Source organism: Streptomyces sp. NBC_00554 (assembly GCF_041431135.1).
In the GTDB taxonomy this organism is placed as follows: Bacteria; Actinomycetota; Actinomycetes; order Streptomycetales; family Streptomycetaceae; genus Streptomyces.
Genome location: NZ_CP107799.1, coordinates 4,873,710 through 4,894,220, shown reverse-complemented (window position 1 = coordinate 4,894,220; position 20,511 = coordinate 4,873,710). Strand labels below are relative to the sequence as shown.

The following is a 20,511-nucleotide window of genomic DNA, read 5'->3' as shown; positions in this document are numbered from 1 at the left end:
GTCTTCCGGGAGGTGGTGCCCATGAGCCGGCCCCTGACGGAAACCCCCGCTCACGCTTCGGCGAAGCTCGCCCTGACCGGCGACGTCGCCCGCCCGGCCCGGCTGACGGTGGCCGACCTGATGGCCTGGCCCCAGCACCGGGTGCGGGCCAGCTTCGAGTGCGCCACCAGCGGCGTGCAGCACCACCGCTTCGGAGGCCCGCTGCTGCACGACGTCCTCACCGACGCCGGACCCGGGTTCGACCCCGTCCGCCGCAAGGACCGCCTGCGCTTCCTCATCGCCGTGACGGGAACGGACGGCCACCACGCCCTCCTGACCTGGGCCGAGATCGACCCCGACTTCGCCCACGCCCCGGTCCTGCTCGCGGTCTCCATCGAGGAAACCCCACTCGACCTGGCGGGCCCCCAACTCGTCCTGCCCCAGGACCGCTGCGGAGCCCGGCACATCAGCGGCATCAACGCGATACGGGTGGACGGCGGCTATTCGTCCTGGCTGTCGGGCGACGCCCTCGGCCGTGCCTGACCTGCGAGCCGCCCAGGGCGTCTACGGTGACAGGAGCGCCCGACGTCTGCGACGCTGACCGGCCGGCGGAAACCCGCCGAAACGGACCTCGCCGACAGGAGGTGACGCATGCTGTTGCGCCAGCTGGAGTACCTGGTCGCGCTCGCCCGTGAGCGGCACTTCGCGCGGGCGGCGGCCGCCTGTTTCGTGTCGCAGCCGTCGCTGTCCGCCGCGATCCGGCGTCTTGAGCACGAGCTGGACGTGCCGATCGTGCGGCGGGCCAGGCGGTACGAGGGGCTGACCCCGGAGGGTGAGGTCGTGCTCGCCTGGGCGCACCGCATCCTCGCCGAGCGGGACGCCCTGCGCCAGGAGCTGTCGGCGCTGCGCGGCGGCCTGACCGGCACCCTGCGCCTGGGCATCGTCCCCACCGCGCTGCCCGCCGCCTCCCTCCTCACCAACCCGTTCTGCGAGCGCCACCCGCGGGCCCGGGTCAGCCTGCAGTCGCTGTCCTCCGCGGAGATCACTCACGGTTTCGCCGAGTTCGAGCTGGACGCGGCGATGACGTATCTGGACGACGACGAGCTCCGTCACGTACGACGGTTTCCGCTGTACGAGGAGCGGTACGTGCTCCTCACCCCGGACGACGGCCCGCTGGCCACCGCGTCGACGGCGCGCTGGGCGGACGCGGCGGCGCTGCCGCTGTGTCTGCTGAGCCCCCGGATGCGCAACCGCCGGATCATCGACGAGTGCTTCGCCGCCGACGGTGCGAGTGCCGAGCCCGCGATCGAGTCGGACAGTGTCGCCGGGCTGTACGCGCATCTGCCGGGCGGCCGCTGGTCGAGCGTGATCTCGCACGCGTGGCTGCACATGTTCGGCGTACCGGAGGGGATGCGGGTGGTGCCGCTGAAGGGTCCGGCGCACGGGCCGCGGGTGGGGCTCGTGGTGGCCGAGGGCGATCCGCAGTCCGTCCTCGCGGAGGCGCTGCTGAAGGTGGCGCGGGGCGCGGGCGTACGGGACGCGCTGGACGCGCTGCTCCACACCTATCTGGATGTACGGGAATGAGGCGGCCGTCGGCCGGACGCACCGGGCGTGCAGGTGTGGGACAGCCGTCGGCCGGAGCGTCGGGAGTGAGATAGCCGCCGTCTATCCCGGCATAGCAAGGAACGCTTTGACCTGCGGAATCGACCCCGAGGATGGTGAAGGGAACCTTCCGACAACGGAGTTGAGGAGAGCCGCGACATGGCCAAGGTGCTCTGCGTGCTGTACGACGACCCGACCGACGGATACCCCACGACGTACGCTCGGGACGACCTTCCCGTCATCGACCACTACCCGGGCGGCCAGACCACACCCACCCCGAAGTCGACCGACTTCACCCCCGGCCACCTGCTCGGCAGCGTGACCGGCGAACTGGGCCTGCGCCGCTTCCTGGAGGAGCGCGGCCACACCCTGGTCGTCACCTCGGACAAGGACGGCGATGGCTCGGTCTTCGACCGTGAGCTGCCCGACGCGGACGTCGTGATCTCGCAGCCGTTCTGGCCGGCGTACCTGACCCCCGAGCGCATCGCCGCCGCCAAGAACCTGAAACTGGCGGTCACGGCGGGCATCGGCTCCGACCACGTCGACCTCGACGCGGCCATCGCGCACGGCGTGACGGTCGCCGAGGTGACGTACTGCAACAGCATCAGCGTCGCCGAGCACGTGGTGATGATGACGCTGTCGCTCGTACGGAACTACCTGCCCTCCCACCAGGTGGTCCTGGACGGCGGCTGGAACATCGCGGACTGCGTGGCCCGTTCGTACGACCTGGAGGGCATGCACGTCGGCACGGTCGCCGCCGGGCGGATCGGGCTCGCGGTGCTGCGCCGCCTCGCGCCCTTCGACGTGAAGCTGCACTACACGGACCGGTACCGGCTGCCGCGCGAGGTCGAGGAGGAGCTGGGGCTGACCTGGCACGAGAGCTCCCAGGACATGGCCCCGCACTGCGACGTCGTCACCATCAACGCGCCGCTGCACCCGGAGACGGAGGGCCTGTTCGGGGACGAGCTGCTCGGCGCGATGAAGCGCGGCGCGTATCTGATCAACACGGCGCGGGCGAAGATCGTGGACCGGGACGCGGTCGAACGGGCGTTGGTGAGCGGGCAGTTGGCCGGTTACGCGGGTGACGTCTGGTATCCGCAGCCCGCCCCGGCCGACCACCCGTGGCGCACCATGCCGCACCACGGGATGACCCCGCACATCTCCGGCTCCTCGCTCTCCGCGCAGGCCCGCTACGCGGCCGGCACCCGGGAGATCCTGGAGTCGTGGCTCGACGGCACCGCGATACGCGACGAGTACCTGATCGTCGACGGGGGCGCCCTTGCGGGGACGGGGGCGCACTCGTACTCGACGTCCACCTGATCCAGGCGCGAGCTAGGTGCGGTCGATGTGCACGTTCGTCGACTTCACCCTCGCCGTGGCCTCCATGCCGACCTCCAGGCCCAGTTCCTCGACCGCCTCGCGGGTGAGGAGGGAGACCAGTCGGTGCGGACCGGCCTGGATCTCCACCTGGGCGGCTACGTCGCCGAGCTTGACGGCGGTGACGATGCCGGCGAAGGCGTTGCGGACGGAGGTGTAGGAGGAGGTCTCCTCCTCGCCTCCGGTCTTCGCCAGCTCGACGGAGAACGCGGCCAGATCCCGGCCGTCGATGAGCCGCCGCCCGCCGTCGTCCCGGTGGGTGGCCACCCGCCCGGCGTCCGCCCACCGCCGGGCGGTGTCCGGGCTCACGCCGAGCAGCCGGGCGGCCTGGCCGATTGTGTAGGACTGCATACGCGTCACGATACGTCGAGCCGCACCGGCCTTTGACCTCTACTGGACCCCGCGCCGGGCCTCCGGAACGGCGGGCGGTAGCTGGACGTCGGAGGTGACCTGTCCGCCCAGCGTCATGACGTTGAGGGTCGCGGAGTTCTCGTTGGCGATCGCCGTCTCCACGCGGGCGACCAGCGTCCGGAACGCCTCCTTCTGCGAGAGGCCGGTGTAGGGGCCGATCTTGGTCTCGAAGTAGATGCGCTCGTGCACGAGGAGCTGTTCGGTCGAGCGGTAGTTCTTCCACTGCTCGCGGTAGCGGTAGACGCTCTCCAGGGACACCGAGCCGACCACGACCAGGCTCAGCACGGTCGCGCCGAGCTTGGCGAACGACAGGTCGAGGTTGACAAGGACCGGCACCAGCGCGCCCCCGACGACGGACAGCGTCCGCATCCTGAGGTGCATGGCCTTCATCTTGACGGCTTTCCTGTCGTACCAGCCCCGGTACTGGTCCAGCCTGCTGTCCACATAGCCCTGCGCGGTGGCCGCCTCCGGCCCGGGGGTGGCGGGGTGGGCTTCGAGTAACTGGTCGTCGCGCTGGTCATCCGTCCCTGGCATGCGTGGGAGTACATCGGTGACCTTGGGCACAGTCAAGCCCCGCCAGCGCGCGGAGACGGTCCCGCAACCTGCGACGGTTATGGTGTCGACGCGAATCGAACATAAAGAACACAGCTACACAGCTACGGAGCTGCACAGCACAGGGCAAGTGGCGCGGAGAGAGTCGGCGAGGGCGCGTTGTGTCGGACGAGGGGCGGCTGATCGGCGGGCGGTACCGGTTGGCCGAGCAGATCGGGCGCGGTGGCATGGGCACCGTGTGGCGGGCCGAGGACGAGGTGCTCAGCCGGCATGTCGCGCTGAAGCGGCTGCATGTCCAGCGGCATCTCACCGACGACGAGCTCGGCACGCTCTACGAACGCACCCGCCGCGAGGCGCGCAGCGCCGCCCGGATCGCCCACCCCAACGTGGTCGTCGTCCATGACGTCGTGGACGACGAGGGGCTGCCCTGCATCGTCATGGAGTACGTGCCCTCGACCACCCTCGGTGCGCTGCTCAAGGGCGGCGGTGCACTCCCGCCCGGTGAGGCAGCGCGGGTCGGGCTCGGCATGGTCGCCGCTCTGCGGGCCGCGCACGCGGCCGGGGTGCTGCACCGCGACGTGAAGCCCGGCAACGTACTCCTCGGCGCCGAGGGCCGGGTCGTCCTCACCGACTTCGGCATCGCCATGGCGAGCGGCACCTCGACGCTGACGAAGACCGGCGAGATCGTCGGGTCGATCGACTACATCGCGCCCGAGCGGATGCGGGGCCGCAGGCCCGGACCCGCCGCCGACCTCTGGGCGCTGGGAGCGACCCTGTACCAGGCCGTCGAGGGACGGCCCCCGTTCCGCAAGGACACCGCGGTGGAGACGGCGTACTCGGTTGTCGCCGACCCGCTCGAACCGATGAAGCAGGCCGGGCCTCTCGAACCCCTCATCGAAGCGCTGCTGGCCAAGGACCCGGACGAGCGGCCGTCGGCGGAGGAGACGGAACGGGCGCTGCGGGCGGTGCCGCCTGTCGGGGCCGGGGAGGCGCCGACGCGGGCCCAGACGTACGCCCCGGCGCAGCCACCAACCGCGTTCACTCGGCGGGAGCCCGCACCGGCGCCGATCCCGGCTTCGGCTCCGGCGTCGGCTCGGCCGAGGAAGAAGCGGCGTGCGTTCGCCTGGAGCCTGGCCGCCGTGACGCTGGCAGCCGCCGTCGTGGCCGGTTGCATCCACGTCATGTCGCGCGACGAGGGCAGCGGTGCGGGCGGCACCGCCCAGGGCACCGCGACCACCCCCGCGCCGACGACCGCGTCCACCCCTCCCCCCGTCCCCAAGGGTTTCCACCTCGTCACGGACAAGACGCTGGGCGTCGCCTTCCCCGTCCCGGACGGCTGGAAGCGCGGCAACGCGACGAGCGAACAGGTCGACTACGCCGACAAGTCGGGCCTGGCGGGCCTCACGATCGGCATGGTGGAACCCGCGGGCGCGAGCCCCATGTCGCACTTCCTGACCATCGAGGCGAACACCAAGGTCAACTACCCCACGTCGTACCGGAAACTGCGTATGCAGCGCACCACGTTCCAGGGACTGCCCGCGGTCGTATGGGAGTTCACCTTCGAGGGACGGGTCCGGATGTTCCGCGCCATCGACTTCGGCTTCGGGCAGGAGGGCGGCCGGGAGTACGACATCTACCTGTCGGCGCCCGACAAGCAGTGGGACACTTTCCGCCCTGTCTTCGACAAGGTCAAGGCGGGCTTCCGCACGCTCCGTTGAGGGTTTCCCGCCGGAAGGGTCGGTCCCGATGGACGACGACGTCACCCTGCACGGCCCGGCGGGCTGGGAAGGATCCCCGCGCCGGTACGGCCCGGTCGCGCGGGTCGCCGTGCTCTCCGACATCCACGCCAACGTCCCCGCCTTTGAAGCGGTGCTCGCCGAACCGGACGTCGCCGCCGCCGACTTCGTCGTACTCAACGGTGATCTGACCTGGGGACCGCAGCCGCAGGAGACGTACGAACTGATCGCCGCGCTCGGCGACCGGGCCCTGTGCGTGCGGGGCAACTGCGACCGCTACGCCGCCGAGATCGGCACCGGCGTACGCCTGGCCGACACCCCGCGCCAGCAGTGGATCGCCGACCGGCACTCGCCCGAGGCCCTCGGCTTCCTCACGCGCGTGCCCTTCGGAGTCGTCGTCGAGATCGACGGACTGGGCCCGGTGCACTTCTGCCACGGCTCCCCGCGCAGCGACCACGAACTGGTCACGCCCGCAACGCCGTCCGAGCGGTTCGCGCGGCTGTCCGCGGCGATCGACGCACGCGTCCTGGTCACCGGCCACTCGCACCTCCAGTTCGACCGCGCGGTGGCCGGCCTGCGCAGCGTCAACCCGGGAAGCGTCGGGCAGCCGTACCACTCGGGCGAGCCGGGCACCGCGCACTGGGCGCTCCTCGGCCCCGACGTCCGGCTCAGGACCACCCGTTACGAGGTCTCGGACGCCGTCGCCCGCGCGCATCGGGCGGCCGACCCGGACGCGGATCGCTATGTCGCCGCCCTGCTCACTCCGCCGACTCCCGAGGAGATCGTCGAAGAGGCGGAGAGCCTGGTCTTCGTGAATTGAGTCGACTGACGGACGTCACTGGCCGGGGACGGCCGGCGCCGGGATGTCCGCGGTGTCGAAGTCGCCGGCGATGATCAGCGCGGCGAGGTCCGACAGCCGCAGCTGTCGTGCGCGCGCGTACGAGCGGAACGCGGCGAAGGCGTCGTCCACCGAGGTGTTCCAGCGCTCCGCCAGTACGCCCTTGACCTGTTCGACCAGGATGCGGCTGGTCAGCGCGTTCTCCAGCTGGCTCTTCTCGATGTGCGACTGCTCCAGCGTGCGCTGCTGGAGGATCGCGATGGTGGCCACGTCGGCCAGCGCCTGGGCGAGCGCGATGTCGTCGTCGCCGAGGCGGTGGGGCGTGGTCTGGAAGAGGTTGAGGGCGCCGACGACACGGTGGCGCAGGCGCAGCGGAATCGCGTGGGTCATCACGTAACCCGTCTCCCGCGCGCGTGCGGCGAAGCGCGGCCAGTCCGCCGTCACGTCCGGGCGCGACAGGTCTATGTTCGTCCGGGCCGCACCGGTGCGGTAGCACTCGACGCACGGGCCCTGGTCGTGCTGGAGCGCGAACAGCTCCAGCAGACGCGTGTGTTCGTCCGACGCGGCGATCAGCTGCAGTTCGCCGTGTGCGTCGACGAGCAGGATCCCGGCCGCCGACACCTTCAGCAGTTCCACGCAGCGGGTGGACAGCCGTTGCAGCAGATCGAGGACGTCGAAGTCCTCGACGAGGGAGTCCGCCACCTCCACGAAGATCTCCACCAGGCGTCGTTCGCGGGCCATTCCGATCATCCCTCTCCACCGTCGGGCGAAAAAGGCCCGCTCATGTCGTCCATATCGTCGTCGAAACGGAGCCTGCGGGCGACCACGTCGTCGGCCACCTCCCCGAGGGGACGCTCACTGCTGTAGGCGAAGGCCCGCAGGCGCAGCATGGCGTCCGCCATGGACACCCCGGCCTGGACACTGATCATGCCCGTGGCCTGGTGCACCTTCGCCCTGTGGAGCCCCGTCGGCCACGCCAGGAACGTGCCGGGACCCGGTGCGTATCCGCCGTCCCCCCGACGGTCCCCGTTGAGGAACGCGCCGGTCAGCGCGCCGGCCAGGGCCGTGGCATCCGTCCACTGCTGCTCGCTGATCCGCCGGTCCCCGTCGCTCAGCATGGTCAGTACGCCGATCCGGATGGCCCCGATGCTCAGCGGGAAGCAGCTCACACCGTGTACGCCCAGCTCCCGCGCCGACGGAAGCAGCGCGGGCCAGCGGTCGGGGCGTACCCGGTCCAGGTCCGGCTCCGTGACGGGGGTGCCGGTGCGGACCGCGTCCGGGCCCGGCCCCTCGCCCAGTGTGAACTGGAGTTCCTCGAAACGGGCGCTCACCTCGGGGTGGCACCAGAGCGGCTCGGGTGTCCGGCCGTCGCCCACGAGGAGCGACAGCGCGACGCCTTCGGCGCGCAGCGCCCGCGCGCACGCCTCGGCAGGATTCCCGCGCCCGCCGAGGCGCAACGACCGCAGAACGTCGGCCATGCCGTCGCTGATCACCGGATCCCGTTCCGCAGCGGCCGGGGCTCCTCGAGAGAGGCGCCGAGCGGCCTTCGCCCTCCGTACCCTACGCGGGCAGGTCTCCCGCCGCGCTGTACTCCTTCAGGGGTTCGGCGGCGACTCCGCGCCGGGCGTCGTGGGCGGTCGCGTACCGGGGGAACCGCTCGTCGACGGAGGCAGCGCGGAGCACCAGACCTATGCCCGGCCGGGTGTAGACGACGCGCGCCCACCCGCGCCGCTCCCGGCAGTCGTCCCACGCCGCGCACAGCGGGTCCAGGACGCTGCCGTCCATGAACGTGACGCGGCTCAGGTCGACGACGAGGAAGAGCCGCCCGGTGCCGTGGCGGACGTCTTCGAGGTCGCGGGTGAAGTCCGGCGCGGTCGTCAGATCCAGCTCGCCGTCGGCGCGGACCGTACGGCACTCGTCGTGCGGGTCGTGATGGTCGTAGGGGTGGCGCGGGTCGTGCGCATCGGGATGCGGGCTCATGTGCCCCATCTCCTTTGTCTGCCAGCCGGATGGCTTTCGCCTTGCGCAGTGCCTCTGTTGCGCGGAACGGGACTGCACGGAGAGGGCCGGGGGCAGGGGCTGCCGCACACTCAGCGTATTGCTCTGGGGGTGTGGGGAGTTGCTCGCTTCGGTATCTGGCCGAGTGGGTGATCGGCGGGTGATCGGAGAGGCTCTTCCCGTCCGGTTACCGGCGGTTCGGGGGCGAAAGGCGTCCGGTCTCCGAAGTCCGCCTCGGCCATGGGCGGGGTACGGTGGGTGAACCGAGGGCATGTCGTACGCCGGTGATCGAGCCGGTCTCGTTCTCGGCGCAGGACGACGCCGGGCCGATCGTCGCCCGTGGCAGGTTCCGCCCTATGACCGCCGTTCGGTCCCTACGCCGGCTCCTCGTCCTCGATGTCTCTGTTGCGTTCGACGGCTCTGTTGCGTTGAACGCCTCTGCTGCGTTCGACGGCTTCGATGTCCCTGACGGCTTCGAGGTGTTCGACGCCTTCTGTCAGTGAGCCTGTTCCGTCCCGCGTGCCGCGGTCCGCCGCGCACGAGCCACCGGCACGCCGAAGTCGTGCCCCCAGACAGGAGCGCTTCCATGGCCACCGCCGTCCAGCCGCTGCCCTCCCAGCCCCTCGCCCGCCTGAGCCTCCCGCCGCACAGCACCCTGCCCCGGCGCGTCGACGGGGCATGGTGGCCCCGCTCGCGCGACCTTCTGGTCGAACTCCCGCTGCTGATAGGCGAGTTGCCCCGTGCGTGGGGTCAGATCACCGGCGTGTCCGTGAACTCGGAGATGTGGCACGCCTCGCCCGGGCGGATGCTCGTCGCCAACCATGTCGTACGGCTGCACAGGACCTCCGGGCCGCACGGCCGCCACGTCCTGCGCCTGCTCAGCGGCCAGGGCAGGGGCCGCCGTGACCTGCTGGTCGTACCGCCGGAGCTCGTCGCGGCGGACGCGGAGCCGCTGATGGCGGCCGTGGCGGCTGCCGAGGCCGGCGGCGCCCGCTCGCCTCGCTGAAGTTCCGCGCGCGCCGCACTGAAGCCCTGCCCCCGGATCACCGCAGCGGTCTGCGGATCCACACATCCCGAGCAGCGGTTTCCCGCCCGGGAGTTGAGGCACCGGGGCCGAGTTCGCCGAGTTTCGACCAGCCCCAGGCGTGCAGGGTGCTCGCCCCCGCGTTCTCACGGGTGTAGCCCTCGGGACGCTCCACGGCGGCGACGACGAGGTCCGCACCGAGACGGAACAGCAGCCGCTCGCTCAGCCGTGTCGCGATGCCCTGGCGGCGGTGGGCCGGCAGCACCATCAGGCCGGCCAGCCGGAACGTCCGCCCGGAGACGGCGAGTTCCTCGATCTCCTTCGGCAGGTCGCCCCGGAATCCCGACCACCACTCGCCGGTACGGGCGAGCCGGAACCCGTAGGCGCAGCCGACAAGACCTCCCCCGTCGGCGACCGTCATGTCGAAACCGGGCTGCTGCACATGCTGTTCGAACCGGCGCAGAAAGCCCTGGCGGTCGCGGTACTCGGCACCCGCCACACCGTCGTACGCCGTGACATGGACGTCCGCGACGGCGTCCCGCTGCTGCTCGGCCTGCCACCGCGACAGCCCGCGCAAGTACACCTCGGTCATACGGGCCTCTCTGTCACTGTCATACGGGCCTTCGCCAACGGGGCCTCCGTGAAAGGGATCTCCCCCGGCCGCGGGACGGTCACTCGTCACCAGCGCCCCGGCTCCGTGCCGACGATCGGTTCGGAGGGCTTGCCGTCCACGCCGACCGGGACGTCACCGGTGAGCATGACGCGGTGCATGACGCGCGGGAAGTCCAGGTGGGCCAGGTCGTTCGGGGCCAGGTGGATGGTGGCGCGGTTGTCCCAGAACGCCACGCTGCCCGGCTCCCACCGGAACCGGACGGTGTACTCGGGCCGGACCGCCTGCTCGAGCAGCATCTCCAGCAACAGGCGGCTCTCCGCGCGGGACACGTCCTGGATCTGCTCGACGTAGTAGCCGTTGACGAACAGCACGCGCTCACCGGTCTCCGGGTGCACCCGCACCAGGGGGTGGCTGCAGGCGACCTGCCGGTCCAGCAGATGCCGCAGGTACGCGTCGTCGCCCGGCCGCGGCTGGTACCCGACCCCGAGCCGGTGCTCGGCGCGCAGCCCGTCGACGAACCGCCGCACCGGCTCCGACAGTCCCGCGTACGCCGCCGCCAGGTTGGACCACGTGGTGTCGCCGCCGTACGGGGGTACGGTCTCGGCGCGCAGGATGGTCGCGGCCGGCGGGTCGATCCTGGCGCCGTGGTCGCAGTGCCAGCCCCTCAGCAGGGTGTGGCGGCGCCGCTCCAGCCACTCGGCGTGGTCCATGCCGTACCGGCCGCCCAGCTCCAGCCGGTCGGCCGTCGTCTCCACCTGCGGGAACCCCTCCGGAGACGCGCTGCCGCGCTTCCCCAGCGTCACCGGCTCACCGAACCGCCGCGCGAACGCGACATGGCCCGCGTGATCCAGCCGCTGCCCCCGGAAGAACACCACCTTCCAGCGCAGCACAGCCGCCCGGACCACCGCGACCACCGCGTCGTCCAGCGGCCCGGCCGCCAGGTCCACCCCGGTGATCTCCGCGCCGATCAGCCCCGCGACCGGCTTCACCTCGACGCCTTCGACACCATCGACGCCTTCGACTCCGTCATCTGTCGTCATCTGCGCTCCGTTGACCGTGAGTCCGACCCCGTCGAAAGAATCATGGACCGCCGCCAGGCCTTCAGGACAGGGCGTGTGACGCCCACGAAGCGAGGAAGCGCAGGCCAAGGGGCGGCCGTAGGGTGAGAGGAAGGTTCGGCCCGACCCCCACTCAGGAGAGCCCCCGTGGAAATCCTCAAGCCGCAGTCCACCACCAAGGCCCCTGCCGACTGGTTCACCGGAGACGTCTGGTTCGACGTCATCTACGCGGGCCAGGAACCGTCCCGGATGCGCGCCAACATGGTGCGCTTCTCGCCCTGCGCCCGTACCGACTGGCACTCGCACGCCCTCGGTCAGACCCTGCACATCGTCTCCGGGACCGCGCTGATCGGTACCCGCGACGGCACGGTCATCGAGGCCCACCCCGGCGACACCATCCACACCCCGGCCGGTGAGGAGCACTGGCACGGTGCCGCTCCGGACCGCTTCATGGAGCACCTCGCCATGTGGGAGGGCCTCGGCGACGGCAGCCCCGAGACCGAGTGGCTCGAGAAGGTCAGCGACGAGGTGTACAGCGCTCCGCGCAGCAGTACCCGCTGAGCGGCCGGACCCGGAACGAACAAGTACGTCACGCCCCCGGCCACCGAAGGAAGTCCATGACCACCATCGCCATCATCGGGGCGGGCCCCGGTCTCGGAGCCGCCGTGGCGCGGCGGTTCGGACGGGAGGGCCACGACGTCGCCCTCGTCTCGCGCGACCGTGAACGCGTCGACGCCCTCGCCGCCGGCCTGACCGGCGCCGGCATCACGGCGCGCGGTTTCGCCGCCGACGTACGCGATCCGAAAGCCCTGGAAGCGGCCCTGGACGCCGCGGCCGCGACGCTGGGCCCGATCGAGATCCTGCAGTACAGCCCCATCCCGCACCGGGACTTCATGCGGCCGGTCCTTGATACGGCCCCCGCCGATCTCGTGGGCCCGATCGAGTTCTCCCTGTACGGACCCGCCACGGCCGTCCGCCAGGTGCTGCCCTCCATGCGGTCGCTGCGCCGCGGCACCATCCTCCTGGTGAACGGCGGCACCGCCGTGGTCCCGCACCCCGACCGGGCAGGCACCTCGATCGCCTTCGCGGCGGAGAGCGCCTACGGCCACCTGCTGCACGACACGCTCGCAGGCGACGGCATCCATGTGGCGCAGCTCGTCATCCCGGGCGCGATCATCTCGGGCCACGACAGGAAGGACCCCGCGGTGCTCGCGGACACCCTGTGGGGCATCCACAAGGAGCGGCACGGGTTCCGGCACTACGCGGACGACCTCGACAGCTGATCAGGAGCCCTGAGATGTCGTCGCCCAGGCGGACCGCTCAGAGCCGGCGGGTCCGCGATCCGGCGCTCAGCTGGAACCGTTGGACGATTCCTTCGCGGCGCGGCGGTACTCGGCGTTGATGCGCTGTGCTTCCTCGAGCTGGTCCTCGAGGATGACGATGCGGCAGGCGGCCTCGACGGGGGTTCCCTTGTCGACCAGCTCGCGGGCGCGCGCGGCGATCCGCAGCTGGTAGCGGGAGTACCGCCGGTGCCCGCCCTCGGAGCGGAGCGGAGTGATCAGCCTGGCTTCGCCGATGGCCCGGAGGAAGCCGGGCGTGGCGCCGAGCATCTCGGCGGCCCGGCCCATCGTGTACGCGGGGTAGTCGTCGTCGTCCAGACGGCCACTGAGCGGGGTATCTGCTGTCATTTCACCTCGATGTGCAACGCGTCGAGGGGCCCTGGCGCCGTACGGCACCAGGGCCCCGAAGGAAATTCAACACCATCGGCCGGCTCTACTGCTGCGCCGACCTTCTGTTTCCGCTGCCCGGCCTGTGAGAAGGACGGGACTGCGAGGATCGCGGATGCTTGACCGGGGACCACCTTCCATTCCGGGGTCTTGCGGTACCCGGGCCGCAAACTGCTCGGTCCGGGCGATCCGATGGCGTCTGCTCCTCCGTCCTTCCACTGAGTCGATCACTTGGCTATGAAAGAAACCTTAGCCACGACACCAACCAATGTCTACTCTGGCGAGCATAGATTTCAGAGCCCTAGAGGCGTAAATATTCTGCGGTCCCAGGGAGTGGGAGGCGTGGCGGCGAGTACCCGTCGAAAACGCGATGAGGGCCCTGCCGACGCGCGTCGGCAGGGCCCTCATGGCTGTACTGGTGGGGCGGCGTACTGGTGTGCCGGCTTTCGCCGGCTCTTCCTCAGACTTCCAGGGGCGCGGAGCTGCCGAGCATCGCCGACGCGTTCTGGAGCGGTGTGAGGGCGGGCGCGGGCGGTGCGGCCGGCGCGAGCGCATGGTCGTTGCGGCAGGTGAAGCCGAGGCGGGCCATGGCCCGGGTGACCTCCCCGGCGGTGAAGTCGCGGCGGTCCTGCCGGGTGATGACCTCGCCCACTTGCTTGACGGGGTAGTGGCAGCGGCCGATGATCACGGACTCACCCGTGATCGGCTCGGGCTTGACACCCTTCATCGTGTCCAGCACCCCGCTCTTCGTGAGGTCGAACGGGAAGCGGGCGATGACACAGCGCATGATGCCTCACAGGGGAGGGAGGAGGGGGAGGGGACAACGGGCTGCTGCTGACCGGGATTTCACCGGCGCTGCTATGCCGCCGGGTTGACGGCGGGCCGCCGGGGCCCGGTGCGACCGCGACGTCCGCGGGACGAGGACGACGAGGACGACGAGGATGCGGAGCGCCGGGGCCGCTCCACGACCGGCGCCTTGATGACGACCGGGATGCCCGAGGGGGCCTGGGCGCCCGTGATACGGCTCAGCTCCGCCTCACCCGAACGTACTTGGGTGTTCTGCGGGGTGATTCCGGCGGCGACCATGAGCCGGGTCATCTCGCGGCGCTGGTTGGGCGTCACCAGGGTGACGACGCTGCCCGACTCGCCGGCGCGGGCCGTACGTCCGCCGCGGTGCAGGTAGTCCTTGGGGTCGGTGGGCGGATCCACGTTGACGACCAGGTCGAGGTTGTCGACATGGATGCCTCGGGCGGCGACGTTGGTGGCCACCAGCACCGTGACGTGTCCGGTCTTGAACTGGGCCAGGGTCCGCGTGCGCTGCGGCTGGGACTTGCCGCCGTGCAGGGCGGCGGCGCGGACACCGCTGCTCAGCAGGTGCTCGGTCAGCCGGTCCACCGCGTGCTTGGTGTCCAGGAACATGAGGACCCGGCCCTCGCGCGCCGCGATCTCGGTGGTCGTCCGGTTCTTGTCCGCGCCGTGCACGTGCAGGACGTGGTGCTCCATCGTGGTGACCGCGCCCTTGGACGGGTCGACGGAGTGGACCACCGGGTCGGTCAGGTAGCGCCGGACCAGCAGGTCGACGTTGCGGTCCAGGGTGGCGGAGAAGAGCATCCGCTGCCCCTCGGGGCGCACCTGGTCGAGCAGCGCGGTGACCTGGGGCATGAAGCCCATGTCGGCCATCTGGTCGGCCTCGTCGAGGACGGTGATGGCGACCTGGTTCAGCCGGCACTCACCACGGTCGATGAGGTCCTTGAGCCGGCCCGGCGTCGCGACGACGACCTCGGCCCCGCCCCGCAGCGCACCGGCCTGCCTGCCGATCGACATTCCGCCGACGACGGTAGTCAGCCGCAGCCGCACGGCGCGGGCGTACGGGGTGAGCGCGTCGGTGACCTGCTGGGCGAGCTCGCGGGTGGGGACGAGCACGAGGGCCAGCGGCTGGCGCGGCTCGGCGCGCTGACCGGCCGTACGGGCAAGGAGCGCGAGGCCGAAGGCGAGGGTCTTGCCCGAACCGGTGCGGCCGCGGCCGAGTACGTCACGGCCCGCGAGGGAGTTCGGCAGGGTCGCCCCCTGGATCGGGAACGGCTCGGTCACGCCCTGCCTGCCGAGCTCGGCCAGCAACGCCGCCGGCATCTCGAGATCGGCGAACGCCTCGACGGCGGGAAGCGCCGGGGTGATCGTCTCCGGCAGGGCGAACTCGCCCTGCGGCGCGGCCGGCCGGCGTCCGTAACCCGAGCTGCGGCTCGGAGCGCCGGAGCGGCCGCCCCTGCTCGAGCCGGAGCCTCCGGAGCCGTATCCGCCGGAGCCGGAGCCGCCGGAACTGCCGGAACCTCCGGTGCGGGTGCGGGTGAAACGCTCGTTCGAGCGGCTGCGTGTGCGGTCGCGGTTCATGCGGAACCTTCCTTGATATGGCGCGTATCAAGGAATTCCCGCAGCAAATGAGCAGCGCAGAGAATCGCAAGAACGGGCCGATGAAAATGCTGAACCGAATCGGTCGGATTCGGTCGGCGGTAAATACTCGCGGGATGCGGCACCGAGGAAATCGGCGCGATCCCGGCAGTGATCTCGGGAATTCCATGCGGACGGCTTTGGTGATTCATCGCGTCCGCGTCCTGGAATGCAGCAAGCTGGGGCCCGCACCCCAAGGTGCGGGCCCCAGCTGCGAAGTAAGCGTCAGCGTCAGGCGGGAACGATGTTCTCGGCCGTCGGGCCCTTCTGGCCCTGCGCGATGTCGAAGGTCACCTTCTGGCCCTCCTGGAGCTCGCGGAAGCCCTGGGCGGCAATGTTCGAGTAGTGGGCGAAGACGTCAGCGCCGCCGCCGTCCTGCTCGATGAAGCCGAAGCCCTTTTCCGCGTTGAACCACTTAACGGTACCGGCAGCCATGTTGAATCTCCTTCGGGGGGTGCGTCGGAGTTCACACTGTGTGCACTCCGAGTCGCTGTGATGATTACCCCGCAGGATTTTTCTGGGGACCACAACTGCAACTGAGATCGACAGTAGCACGCTGCGATCGGCCATGTGCTCTCAATAACTCTGCTCCGCCTGTCGGCCGAATAACCCTCATCGCACGTCACGTCAATTTCTCACTTCGCGGACACAGATATTGACCTGCCTCGGGCGCAGCGTTCGGGTGCCCGTCGGGTGCGGGCGCCCCGGGCCGTACCGCCGGGTCCGTGACTTTGCGATTCCTTTACACTGGGTGGGGTGACCGAGATTCTGCTGTTGCTCCTGGCCCTGCTGCTCACGCTCGCGTGTGCGGTGTTCGTGGCGGCCGAGTTCTCCTTGACGACCGTCGAGCGGGGTGATCTGGAGCGGGCCGCCGAGGCGGGGGAGCGGGGCGCGGACGGTGCGCTGAAGGCCGTACGGCGGCTGACTCTGCAGTTGTCGGGCGCTCAACTCGGCATCACCGTCACCTCGTTGGTGATCGGCATGCTCGCCGAGCCGTCGTTCGCCGCGCTGTTGCGCGGTCCGCTGGAGGCGGTCGGCCTGGGTGGCGCGGCCTCCTCCGTGGCGACCGTGCTGGGAGTGGTCGTCTCCACCGTCGTGCTGATGGTGGTGGGCGAGCTGGTGCCGAAGAACTGGGCCATCTCGCGTCCGCTGGCGGTCGCCAAGGTGGTGGCCGGCCCGCAGCGGGGGTTCACGGCCGCGTTCGGGCCGTTCATCCACCACCTCAACAACACCGCGAACCGTGTCGTACGCCGCTTCGGCATGGAACCCGCCGAGGAGCTGGCCTCCGCCCGCAGCCCCGAGGAACTGGTCGCGCTCGCCCAGCACTCGGCCGCCGAGGGCGCGCTGGAGGCGGACTCCGCCGAACTCTTCGTACGCACCCTGCACTTGGGCGAGCTGACGGCGGAGAACGTGATGACCCCGCGGGTGGACGTGCGCGCGCTCGAGTCGCGCGCCACGGCCGCCGACGCCGCCAACCTCACCCACGCCACCGGCCTGTCCCGCTTCCCGGTCTACCGCGACAGCCTCGACGAGGTCGTCGGCACCGTCCACATCCGCGACGTACTGGCCCTGGAGCCCGCAAGGCGGGCCGTCACACCGGTCACCGAGCTGGCCACCGCCGCGCTGCTCGTGCCCGACAGCCTGCCCGCGGACCGGCTCCTGGAGCGGCTGCGCGAGAGCCGCACGATGGCCGTCGTCATCGACGAGTACGGGGGTACGGCGGGCGTGGCGACGGTGGAGGACATCGTCGAGGAGGTCGTGGGCGAAGTGCGCGACGAGCACGACCCCGTCGAGGTCCCCGACCTGCTGCCCGCGCCCGCCACGGCCGACGGCCGTTCGGTGTGGGAGGCGGACGGCGGCGTACGGATCGACGAGCTGACCGGCATAGGACTGACCGCACCCGAGGGGCCGTACGAGACCGTCGCCGGACTCGTCGCCACGCGCCTCGCCCGTATCCCCGTCGAGGGCGACACCCTCGACCTCGGCGGCTGGGCGCTGACCGTGCTGGACGTCGAGCACCACCGCGCCGACCGCGTCCGCATCACCGAACCGGTGACCGTGCCGCACCAGATCACCGAGGAAGCCCGATGACCGTCGTCCAGCTCGCCATCGGCGCCCTGACCCTGCTGACCAACGCGTTCTTCGTCGGCGCGGAGTTCGCCCTGATCTCCGTACGCCGCAGTCAGATCGAACCCCGCGCCCAGGAGGGCGACAAGCGTGCCCGGATGACGCTGTGGGGGCTGCGGCACATCTCCGCGATGATGGCCACCGCCCAGCTCGGCATCACCGTCTCCTCGCTGGTGCTCGGCGCGGTCGCCGAGCCCGCGATCGCGCATCTGCTGGAGCCCGCCTTCGAGACGGCGCACATCCCGCAGGGCCTGGTGCACCCGATCGCCTTCGTCATCGCGCTGACCGTGGCGACGTATCTGCACATGCTGATCGGCGAGATGATCCCGAAGAACATCGCACTCGCCGCCCCCGTGACGACGGCACTGTTCCTCGGTCCGCCGCTGGTCGCCCTCACCCGGGCCCTGAAGCCGGTGGTCTTCGGCATCAACGCCTTCGCCAACGTGCTGCTGAGGCTGATGCGCGTGGAGCCGAAGGACGAGGTGGAGTCGGTCTTCACCGACGACCAGCTCGCCCGCATGGTCGTGGACTCCAGCGCGGCCGGACTGCTCACGCCAGCCGACGGCGAGCGGCTGCGCGACGCGCTGGAACTGGGCACCCGCCCGGTCGGCGAGATCCTCGTCCCGGTGCCGAAGATGCGCACCGTGGACCACGCCGTGACCCCGGCGCGCCTCGAACGGGCGGCCGCCGAGGCGGGCTTCTCCCGCTTCCCGGTCACCGGCGAGGACGGCACCCTGCTCGGCTACCTGCACATCAAGGACACCCTGGGCGTCGCCGACCGCGACCGCCCCTTCCCGCGCAGCGCCCTGCACCCCGTCACCCGGGTCCGCATCGACACCCCGCTCGACGACACCCTCACCGCCCTGCGCGCCATGGGCAGCCATTTGGCCGCGGTCACCGGTGAGAAGGGCGCGGTGCTCGGGTTCGTCACGATGGAGGACGTGCTGTCGGAACTGGTCGGCCCGGCCCCCGCCACGCGTACGTGACCGGAACCGGGCCGCTTCAACTCCTGCTGATCCTCGACTAGTTGGAGAAGTACAGGTACTTCCACGGGCCGTACGTCGTCGAGTTCACCGTGTCGCCGGACGAGCTGTTGACGTACGTCGACCGCATCCGCGCCCGGATGCCGGACTCGCCGGGCGCGCCGAGGCTGACCGCCGACTTGCCGTTCGTGGCGAGTGCGAAGTACTGCGAGTCGCCCGAGTACCAGGTGCCCTGGTAGTAGACCTGGAGGTCGAAGCGCTGCATACGGCCCGGGTAGTACGTCATGGTCGTGGTGAGCAGCGGGTCGGTGTTCTTGTGGAACCAGTAGTACGACTGCGAGCCGATCTTGGCCGTCTTGTAGTGCTTGGAGACGGCGGTGGAGATCTTGACCCGGGCGAAGGCCGTCACCTTCACCGTCCTGGGCGCGTAACGGGCGTCACCCTTGAAGACCGCGGTGATCTCCGTGTCCCGCGTCATGTCGACCCAGACGCCGATGTTGCCACTGGAGTTGACCTTCCCGGTCTTCACCAGCTTGTTGGGCTTGTCGCTGCCGAACGGGTTCGCCCAGATCTCGACCGAGCGGTTCTTGTACGTGGAGCCGAGGTGCGCGGTGAAGGCGACGTCGGTGCCGTAGTTGTAGACCTTGCCGTTCTTGTTCAGGGTCAGCGTCGGCTTCGCACGGGAGACGGTGACCTTGTCGGACGCCGTGGCCGCGATGTGCTCGGCGTCGCCCGCGTAGGCGACCTTGTACGTGACCGTGCCGCCGGCCGGCGGGGTGTCGGTGAAGCTGTACGTGCCGTCCGCCTTCACCGTGACGGCGGGCAGCGCCTTGCCGTTCGGGCTGTCCAGGTCGGTGCGGGTGACGGCCAGCTTGGCGCCCGTCGGCAGCGGCACGGTCGCCGAGAGCTTGCCGGTGGCGGTGAGCTTCTTGGCGCGGGTGGCGGTCGCGGGGGCGTTCACCGTGAGGGTGGGGACGCTCATCGCCGGGTCGGTGAGCGCCTTGAGGGTGTACCGGGAGTTCGTGTCCCTCACCATGGCGAAGAGCCGCGAGGAGTCGGGGGCCCAGGCCAGCAGATCCCTGCCGTAGGCCGCGGCGTCGAAGGTGCGGACCAGCTGGTCGGAGCCGGGCTTGTAGACGGACACACGCCGGTCGTAGACGCGGGCGACCAGGCCGCTCTGGGAGACGTCGGCGTACCCCGTCACCTCCGGGTAGGACCCGGACTCGGTGAGGGTCCCGCTCGGGTAGGAGAACCGCTGGTTGCCGTTGACCAGCACCTGGGCGCCGGGCACGAGGTCGACGTCGCCGAAATAGCGGTTGGCGCTGCTCTTGGCGACCACCTGGGGTGCGGCGCCGGACACGTCGAGCACGTTCGCCGCGCCTTCCCAGGCGCCGCTGTCGGTGTAGGACAGCAGCCCGGGGGCCGACAGGTCCGCGTCCAGGAGCGCCGAGTCGCTGTACGGGGCGACTCCGTCCGGGAGTTGGCCCAGGAGCAACGCGTCCGTTCCGCCCGCCGGGTTCAGGGAACCCAGGTTTCCTTGGAAGGAGCCGTCCTCGCCCGTGGTCCGGTAGGAGAACCAGAGCCGGCCGCCGGCGAAGGCGACCTCGCGTGGGGTGGCGCCGGCGCCGATGTCGTGGCGCGACCTGACCTGAAGGGTGGCCGGGTCGAGGGCCACGATCTCGTGGCTGCTCGGCAGGGCTGCGTACAGGGTGGCACCGTCGTCGGACAGCGCCAGGTCGCTGAGGTCGCCGAAGCCGACGTTCACACCCACGACGGTGCCGCTGTAATCGGCGGCCAGGATCCGCCCGTTGTCCTGGTCGCCGACGAAGACGCGCTTGAGGGCGCCGTCCGCGACCATGCCGACCGGCGTGGTGACGACAGCCTCCTGCGCCGCCGCCGCGGACCCGGCCGTGGCGACGCTCAGCGCCGCCGAACTGAAAAGAACCGCGAGCGCTGTCGCGGTCGAGATGCTGCGCCTGCGCACAGTGATGTACCCCCCACAAGAAACCCGGTGGTCGCCGGGGATTGAGAGCGCCGCGCA

At 70.7% G+C, this 20,511-nt stretch carries 24 protein-coding genes; 11 read left to right on the top strand and 13 right to left on the bottom strand.

Features of this window, described 5'->3' with window-relative positions:
• Nucleotides 1-21 precede the first annotated feature (21 nt).
• From OG266_RS21365 to OG266_RS21355, 3 genes are all read left to right on the top strand, one after another.
• Complete coding sequence (locus OG266_RS21365; protein WP_371547833.1) at nt 22-522, top strand: molybdopterin-dependent oxidoreductase; 501 nt, start codon at nt 22-24, stop codon at nt 520-522.
• 108 nt (nt 523-630) lie between these two features.
• Complete coding sequence (locus OG266_RS21360) at nt 631-1,563, top strand: LysR substrate-binding domain-containing protein (RefSeq protein WP_371547832.1); 933 nt, start codon at nt 631-633, stop codon at nt 1,561-1,563.
• A 177-nt stretch (nt 1,564-1,740) separates the two neighbouring features.
• Nucleotides 1,741-2,901: an NAD-dependent formate dehydrogenase gene (locus OG266_RS21355; protein ID WP_371547831.1), complete on the top strand. Its 1,161-nt coding sequence runs from the start codon at nt 1,741-1,743 to the stop codon at nt 2,899-2,901.
• 12 nt (nt 2,902-2,913) lie between these two features.
• Here OG266_RS21355 and OG266_RS21350 read toward each other — a convergent pair whose 3' ends face one another.
• Entirely contained in the window at nt 2,914-3,309 is a 396-nt protein-coding gene (locus OG266_RS21350; protein WP_371547830.1) for a molybdopterin-binding protein, read from the bottom strand.
• A 39-nt stretch (nt 3,310-3,348) separates the two neighbouring features.
• Nucleotides 3,349-3,903: a DUF4231 domain-containing protein gene (locus OG266_RS21345; RefSeq protein WP_371547828.1), complete on the bottom strand. Its 555-nt coding sequence runs from the start codon at nt 3,901-3,903 to the stop codon at nt 3,349-3,351.
• A gap of 179 nt (nt 3,904-4,082) precedes the next feature.
• Between OG266_RS21345 and OG266_RS21340 the strand changes: the two genes are divergently transcribed.
• Both OG266_RS21340 and OG266_RS21335 read left to right on the top strand, forming a co-directional pair.
• Nucleotides 4,083-5,639: a protein kinase gene (locus OG266_RS21340; protein WP_371547827.1), complete on the top strand. Its 1,557-nt coding sequence runs from the start codon at nt 4,083-4,085 to the stop codon at nt 5,637-5,639.
• 28 nt (nt 5,640-5,667) lie between these two features.
• Nucleotides 5,668-6,477, top strand: a complete 810-nt coding sequence (locus OG266_RS21335; protein WP_371547826.1) for a metallophosphoesterase — start codon at nt 5,668-5,670, stop codon at nt 6,475-6,477.
• 15 nt (nt 6,478-6,492) lie between these two features.
• Here OG266_RS21335 and OG266_RS21330 read toward each other — a convergent pair whose 3' ends face one another.
• From OG266_RS21330 to OG266_RS21320, 3 genes are all read right to left on the bottom strand, one after another.
• Complete coding sequence (locus OG266_RS21330; protein WP_371547825.1) at nt 6,493-7,245, bottom strand: GAF domain-containing protein; 753 nt, start codon at nt 7,243-7,245, stop codon at nt 6,493-6,495.
• A complete protein-coding gene (locus tag OG266_RS21325; protein ID WP_371547824.1) occupies nt 7,242-7,973 on the bottom strand; it encodes an ANTAR domain-containing protein in 732 nt (243 codons plus the stop codon). Before OG266_RS21325 ends, OG266_RS21330 begins: the two co-directional genes overlap by 4 nt.
• 82 nt (nt 7,974-8,055) lie before the next feature.
• A complete protein-coding gene (locus tag OG266_RS21320) occupies nt 8,056-8,475 on the bottom strand; it encodes an STAS domain-containing protein (protein WP_371547823.1) in 420 nt (139 codons plus the stop codon).
• Between the two features lie 302 nt (nt 8,476-8,777).
• Here OG266_RS21320 and OG266_RS21315 point away from each other — a divergent pair, with 302 nt between their 5' ends.
• Complete coding sequence (locus tag OG266_RS21315) at nt 8,778-8,996, top strand: hypothetical protein (RefSeq protein ID WP_371547822.1); 219 nt, start codon at nt 8,778-8,780, stop codon at nt 8,994-8,996.
• Between the two features lie 83 nt (nt 8,997-9,079).
• Nucleotides 9,080-9,499: a DUF5994 family protein gene (locus tag OG266_RS21310; RefSeq protein ID WP_266457892.1), complete on the top strand. Its 420-nt coding sequence runs from the start codon at nt 9,080-9,082 to the stop codon at nt 9,497-9,499.
• A 37-nt stretch (nt 9,500-9,536) separates the two neighbouring features.
• Here OG266_RS21310 and OG266_RS21305 read toward each other — a convergent pair whose 3' ends face one another.
• Nucleotides 9,537-10,109, bottom strand: a complete 573-nt coding sequence (locus OG266_RS21305) for a GNAT family N-acetyltransferase (protein ID WP_371547821.1) — start codon at nt 10,107-10,109, stop codon at nt 9,537-9,539.
• Nucleotides 10,110-10,195: 86 nt separating this feature from the next.
• On the bottom strand, nt 10,196-11,170 hold the full coding sequence (locus tag OG266_RS21300; protein ID WP_371547820.1) for a TauD/TfdA dioxygenase family protein: 975 nt from the start codon (nt 11,168-11,170) through the stop codon (nt 10,196-10,198).
• A gap of 165 nt (nt 11,171-11,335) precedes the next feature.
• Here OG266_RS21300 and OG266_RS21295 point away from each other — a divergent pair, with 165 nt between their 5' ends.
• Together OG266_RS21295 and OG266_RS21290 are read left to right on the top strand one after the other, a co-directional pair.
• Nucleotides 11,336-11,749: a cupin domain-containing protein gene (locus OG266_RS21295; protein ID WP_371547819.1), complete on the top strand. Its 414-nt coding sequence runs from the start codon at nt 11,336-11,338 to the stop codon at nt 11,747-11,749.
• Nucleotides 11,750-11,805: 56 nt separating this feature from the next.
• Nucleotides 11,806-12,471 carry an SDR family NAD(P)-dependent oxidoreductase gene (locus OG266_RS21290; RefSeq protein ID WP_371547818.1) on the top strand — a complete coding sequence of 222 codons (666 nt, stop codon included), beginning with the start codon at nt 11,806-11,808 and terminating at the stop codon, nt 12,469-12,471.
• A gap of 66 nt (nt 12,472-12,537) precedes the next feature.
• Here OG266_RS21290 and OG266_RS21285 read toward each other — a convergent pair whose 3' ends face one another.
• From OG266_RS21285 to OG266_RS21265, 5 genes are all read right to left on the bottom strand, one after another.
• Entirely contained in the window at nt 12,538-12,876 is a 339-nt protein-coding gene (locus OG266_RS21285; protein WP_266457881.1) for a MerR family transcriptional regulator, read from the bottom strand.
• Nucleotides 12,877-13,375: 499 nt separating this feature from the next.
• Nucleotides 13,376-13,702, bottom strand: a complete 327-nt coding sequence (locus OG266_RS21280) for an SCO5918 family protein (RefSeq protein ID WP_266457879.1) — start codon at nt 13,700-13,702, stop codon at nt 13,376-13,378.
• 71 nt (nt 13,703-13,773) lie between these two features.
• The gene (locus tag OG266_RS21275) at nt 13,774-15,303 is read right to left on the bottom strand and encodes a DEAD/DEAH box helicase (protein ID WP_371547817.1); all 1,530 of its coding nucleotides are present in this window, start codon (nt 15,301-15,303) and stop codon (nt 13,774-13,776) included.
• Nucleotides 15,300-15,512 (bottom strand): hypothetical protein, encoded by a 213-nt coding sequence (locus OG266_RS21270; protein WP_371547816.1) that lies wholly within the window; start codon nt 15,510-15,512, stop codon nt 15,300-15,302. Before OG266_RS21270 ends, OG266_RS21275 begins: the two co-directional genes overlap by 4 nt.
• 79 nt (nt 15,513-15,591) lie before the next feature.
• The gene (locus tag OG266_RS21265) at nt 15,592-15,795 is read right to left on the bottom strand and encodes a cold-shock protein (RefSeq protein WP_055611897.1); all 204 of its coding nucleotides are present in this window, start codon (nt 15,793-15,795) and stop codon (nt 15,592-15,594) included.
• A gap of 321 nt (nt 15,796-16,116) precedes the next feature.
• Here OG266_RS21265 and OG266_RS21260 point away from each other — a divergent pair, with 321 nt between their 5' ends.
• Both OG266_RS21260 and OG266_RS21255 read left to right on the top strand, forming a co-directional pair.
• Nucleotides 16,117-17,451, top strand: a complete 1,335-nt coding sequence (locus OG266_RS21260; RefSeq protein WP_371547814.1) for a hemolysin family protein — start codon at nt 16,117-16,119, stop codon at nt 17,449-17,451.
• Nucleotides 17,448-18,473 (top strand): hemolysin family protein, encoded by a 1,026-nt coding sequence (locus OG266_RS21255; RefSeq protein ID WP_329546507.1) that lies wholly within the window; start codon nt 17,448-17,450, stop codon nt 18,471-18,473. Before OG266_RS21260 ends, OG266_RS21255 begins: the two co-directional genes overlap by 4 nt.
• A gap of 37 nt (nt 18,474-18,510) precedes the next feature.
• Here OG266_RS21255 and OG266_RS21250 read toward each other — a convergent pair whose 3' ends face one another.
• Complete coding sequence (locus tag OG266_RS21250; protein ID WP_371547813.1) at nt 18,511-20,454, bottom strand: YncE family protein; 1,944 nt, start codon at nt 20,452-20,454, stop codon at nt 18,511-18,513.
• Nucleotides 20,455-20,511 lie beyond the last annotated feature (57 nt).

Bases quoted from the DNA above. Each gene is read 5' to 3' on its own strand.
- OG266_RS21265 (WP_055611897.1), bottom strand. From the start codon at position 15,795: ATGGCTGCCGGTACCGTTAAGTGGTTCAACGCGGAAAAGGGCTTCGGC.
- OG266_RS21290 (WP_371547818.1), top strand. From the start codon at position 11,806: ATGACCACCATCGCCATCATCGGGGCGGGCCCCGGTCTCGGAGCCGCC.
- OG266_RS21365 (WP_371547833.1), top strand. From the start codon at position 22: ATGAGCCGGCCCCTGACGGAAACCCCCGCTCACGCTTCGGCGAAGCTC.
- OG266_RS21285 (WP_266457881.1), bottom strand. From the start codon at position 12,876: ATGACAGCAGATACCCCGCTCAGTGGCCGTCTGGACGACGACGACTAC.
- OG266_RS21305 (WP_371547821.1), bottom strand. From the start codon at position 10,109: ATGACCGAGGTGTACTTGCGCGGGCTGTCGCGGTGGCAGGCCGAGCAG.
- OG266_RS21270 (WP_371547816.1), bottom strand. From the start codon at position 15,512: ATGAATCACCAAAGCCGTCCGCATGGAATTCCCGAGATCACTGCCGGG.
- OG266_RS21320 (WP_371547823.1), bottom strand. From the start codon at position 8,475: ATGAGCCCGCATCCCGATGCGCACGACCCGCGCCACCCCTACGACCAT.
- OG266_RS21310 (WP_266457892.1), top strand. From the start codon at position 9,080: ATGGCCACCGCCGTCCAGCCGCTGCCCTCCCAGCCCCTCGCCCGCCTG.
- OG266_RS21280 (WP_266457879.1), bottom strand. From the start codon at position 13,702: ATGCGCTGTGTCATCGCCCGCTTCCCGTTCGACCTCACGAAGAGCGGG.
- OG266_RS21325 (WP_371547824.1), bottom strand. From the start codon at position 7,973: ATGGCCGACGTTCTGCGGTCGTTGCGCCTCGGCGGGCGCGGGAATCCT.
- OG266_RS21275 (WP_371547817.1), bottom strand. From the start codon at position 15,303: ATGAACCGCGACCGCACACGCAGCCGCTCGAACGAGCGTTTCACCCGC.
- OG266_RS21355 (WP_371547831.1), top strand. From the start codon at position 1,741: ATGGCCAAGGTGCTCTGCGTGCTGTACGACGACCCGACCGACGGATAC.
- OG266_RS21300 (WP_371547820.1), bottom strand. From the start codon at position 11,170: ATGACGACAGATGACGGAGTCGAAGGCGTCGATGGTGTCGAAGGCGTC.
- OG266_RS21335 (WP_371547826.1), top strand. From the start codon at position 5,668: ATGGACGACGACGTCACCCTGCACGGCCCGGCGGGCTGGGAAGGATCC.
- OG266_RS21350 (WP_371547830.1), bottom strand. From the start codon at position 3,309: ATGCAGTCCTACACAATCGGCCAGGCCGCCCGGCTGCTCGGCGTGAGC.
- OG266_RS21345 (WP_371547828.1), bottom strand. From the start codon at position 3,903: ATGCCAGGGACGGATGACCAGCGCGACGACCAGTTACTCGAAGCCCAC.
- OG266_RS21360 (WP_371547832.1), top strand. From the start codon at position 631: ATGCTGTTGCGCCAGCTGGAGTACCTGGTCGCGCTCGCCCGTGAGCGG.
- OG266_RS21330 (WP_371547825.1), bottom strand. From the start codon at position 7,245: ATGATCGGAATGGCCCGCGAACGACGCCTGGTGGAGATCTTCGTGGAG.
- OG266_RS21255 (WP_329546507.1), top strand. From the start codon at position 17,448: ATGACCGTCGTCCAGCTCGCCATCGGCGCCCTGACCCTGCTGACCAAC.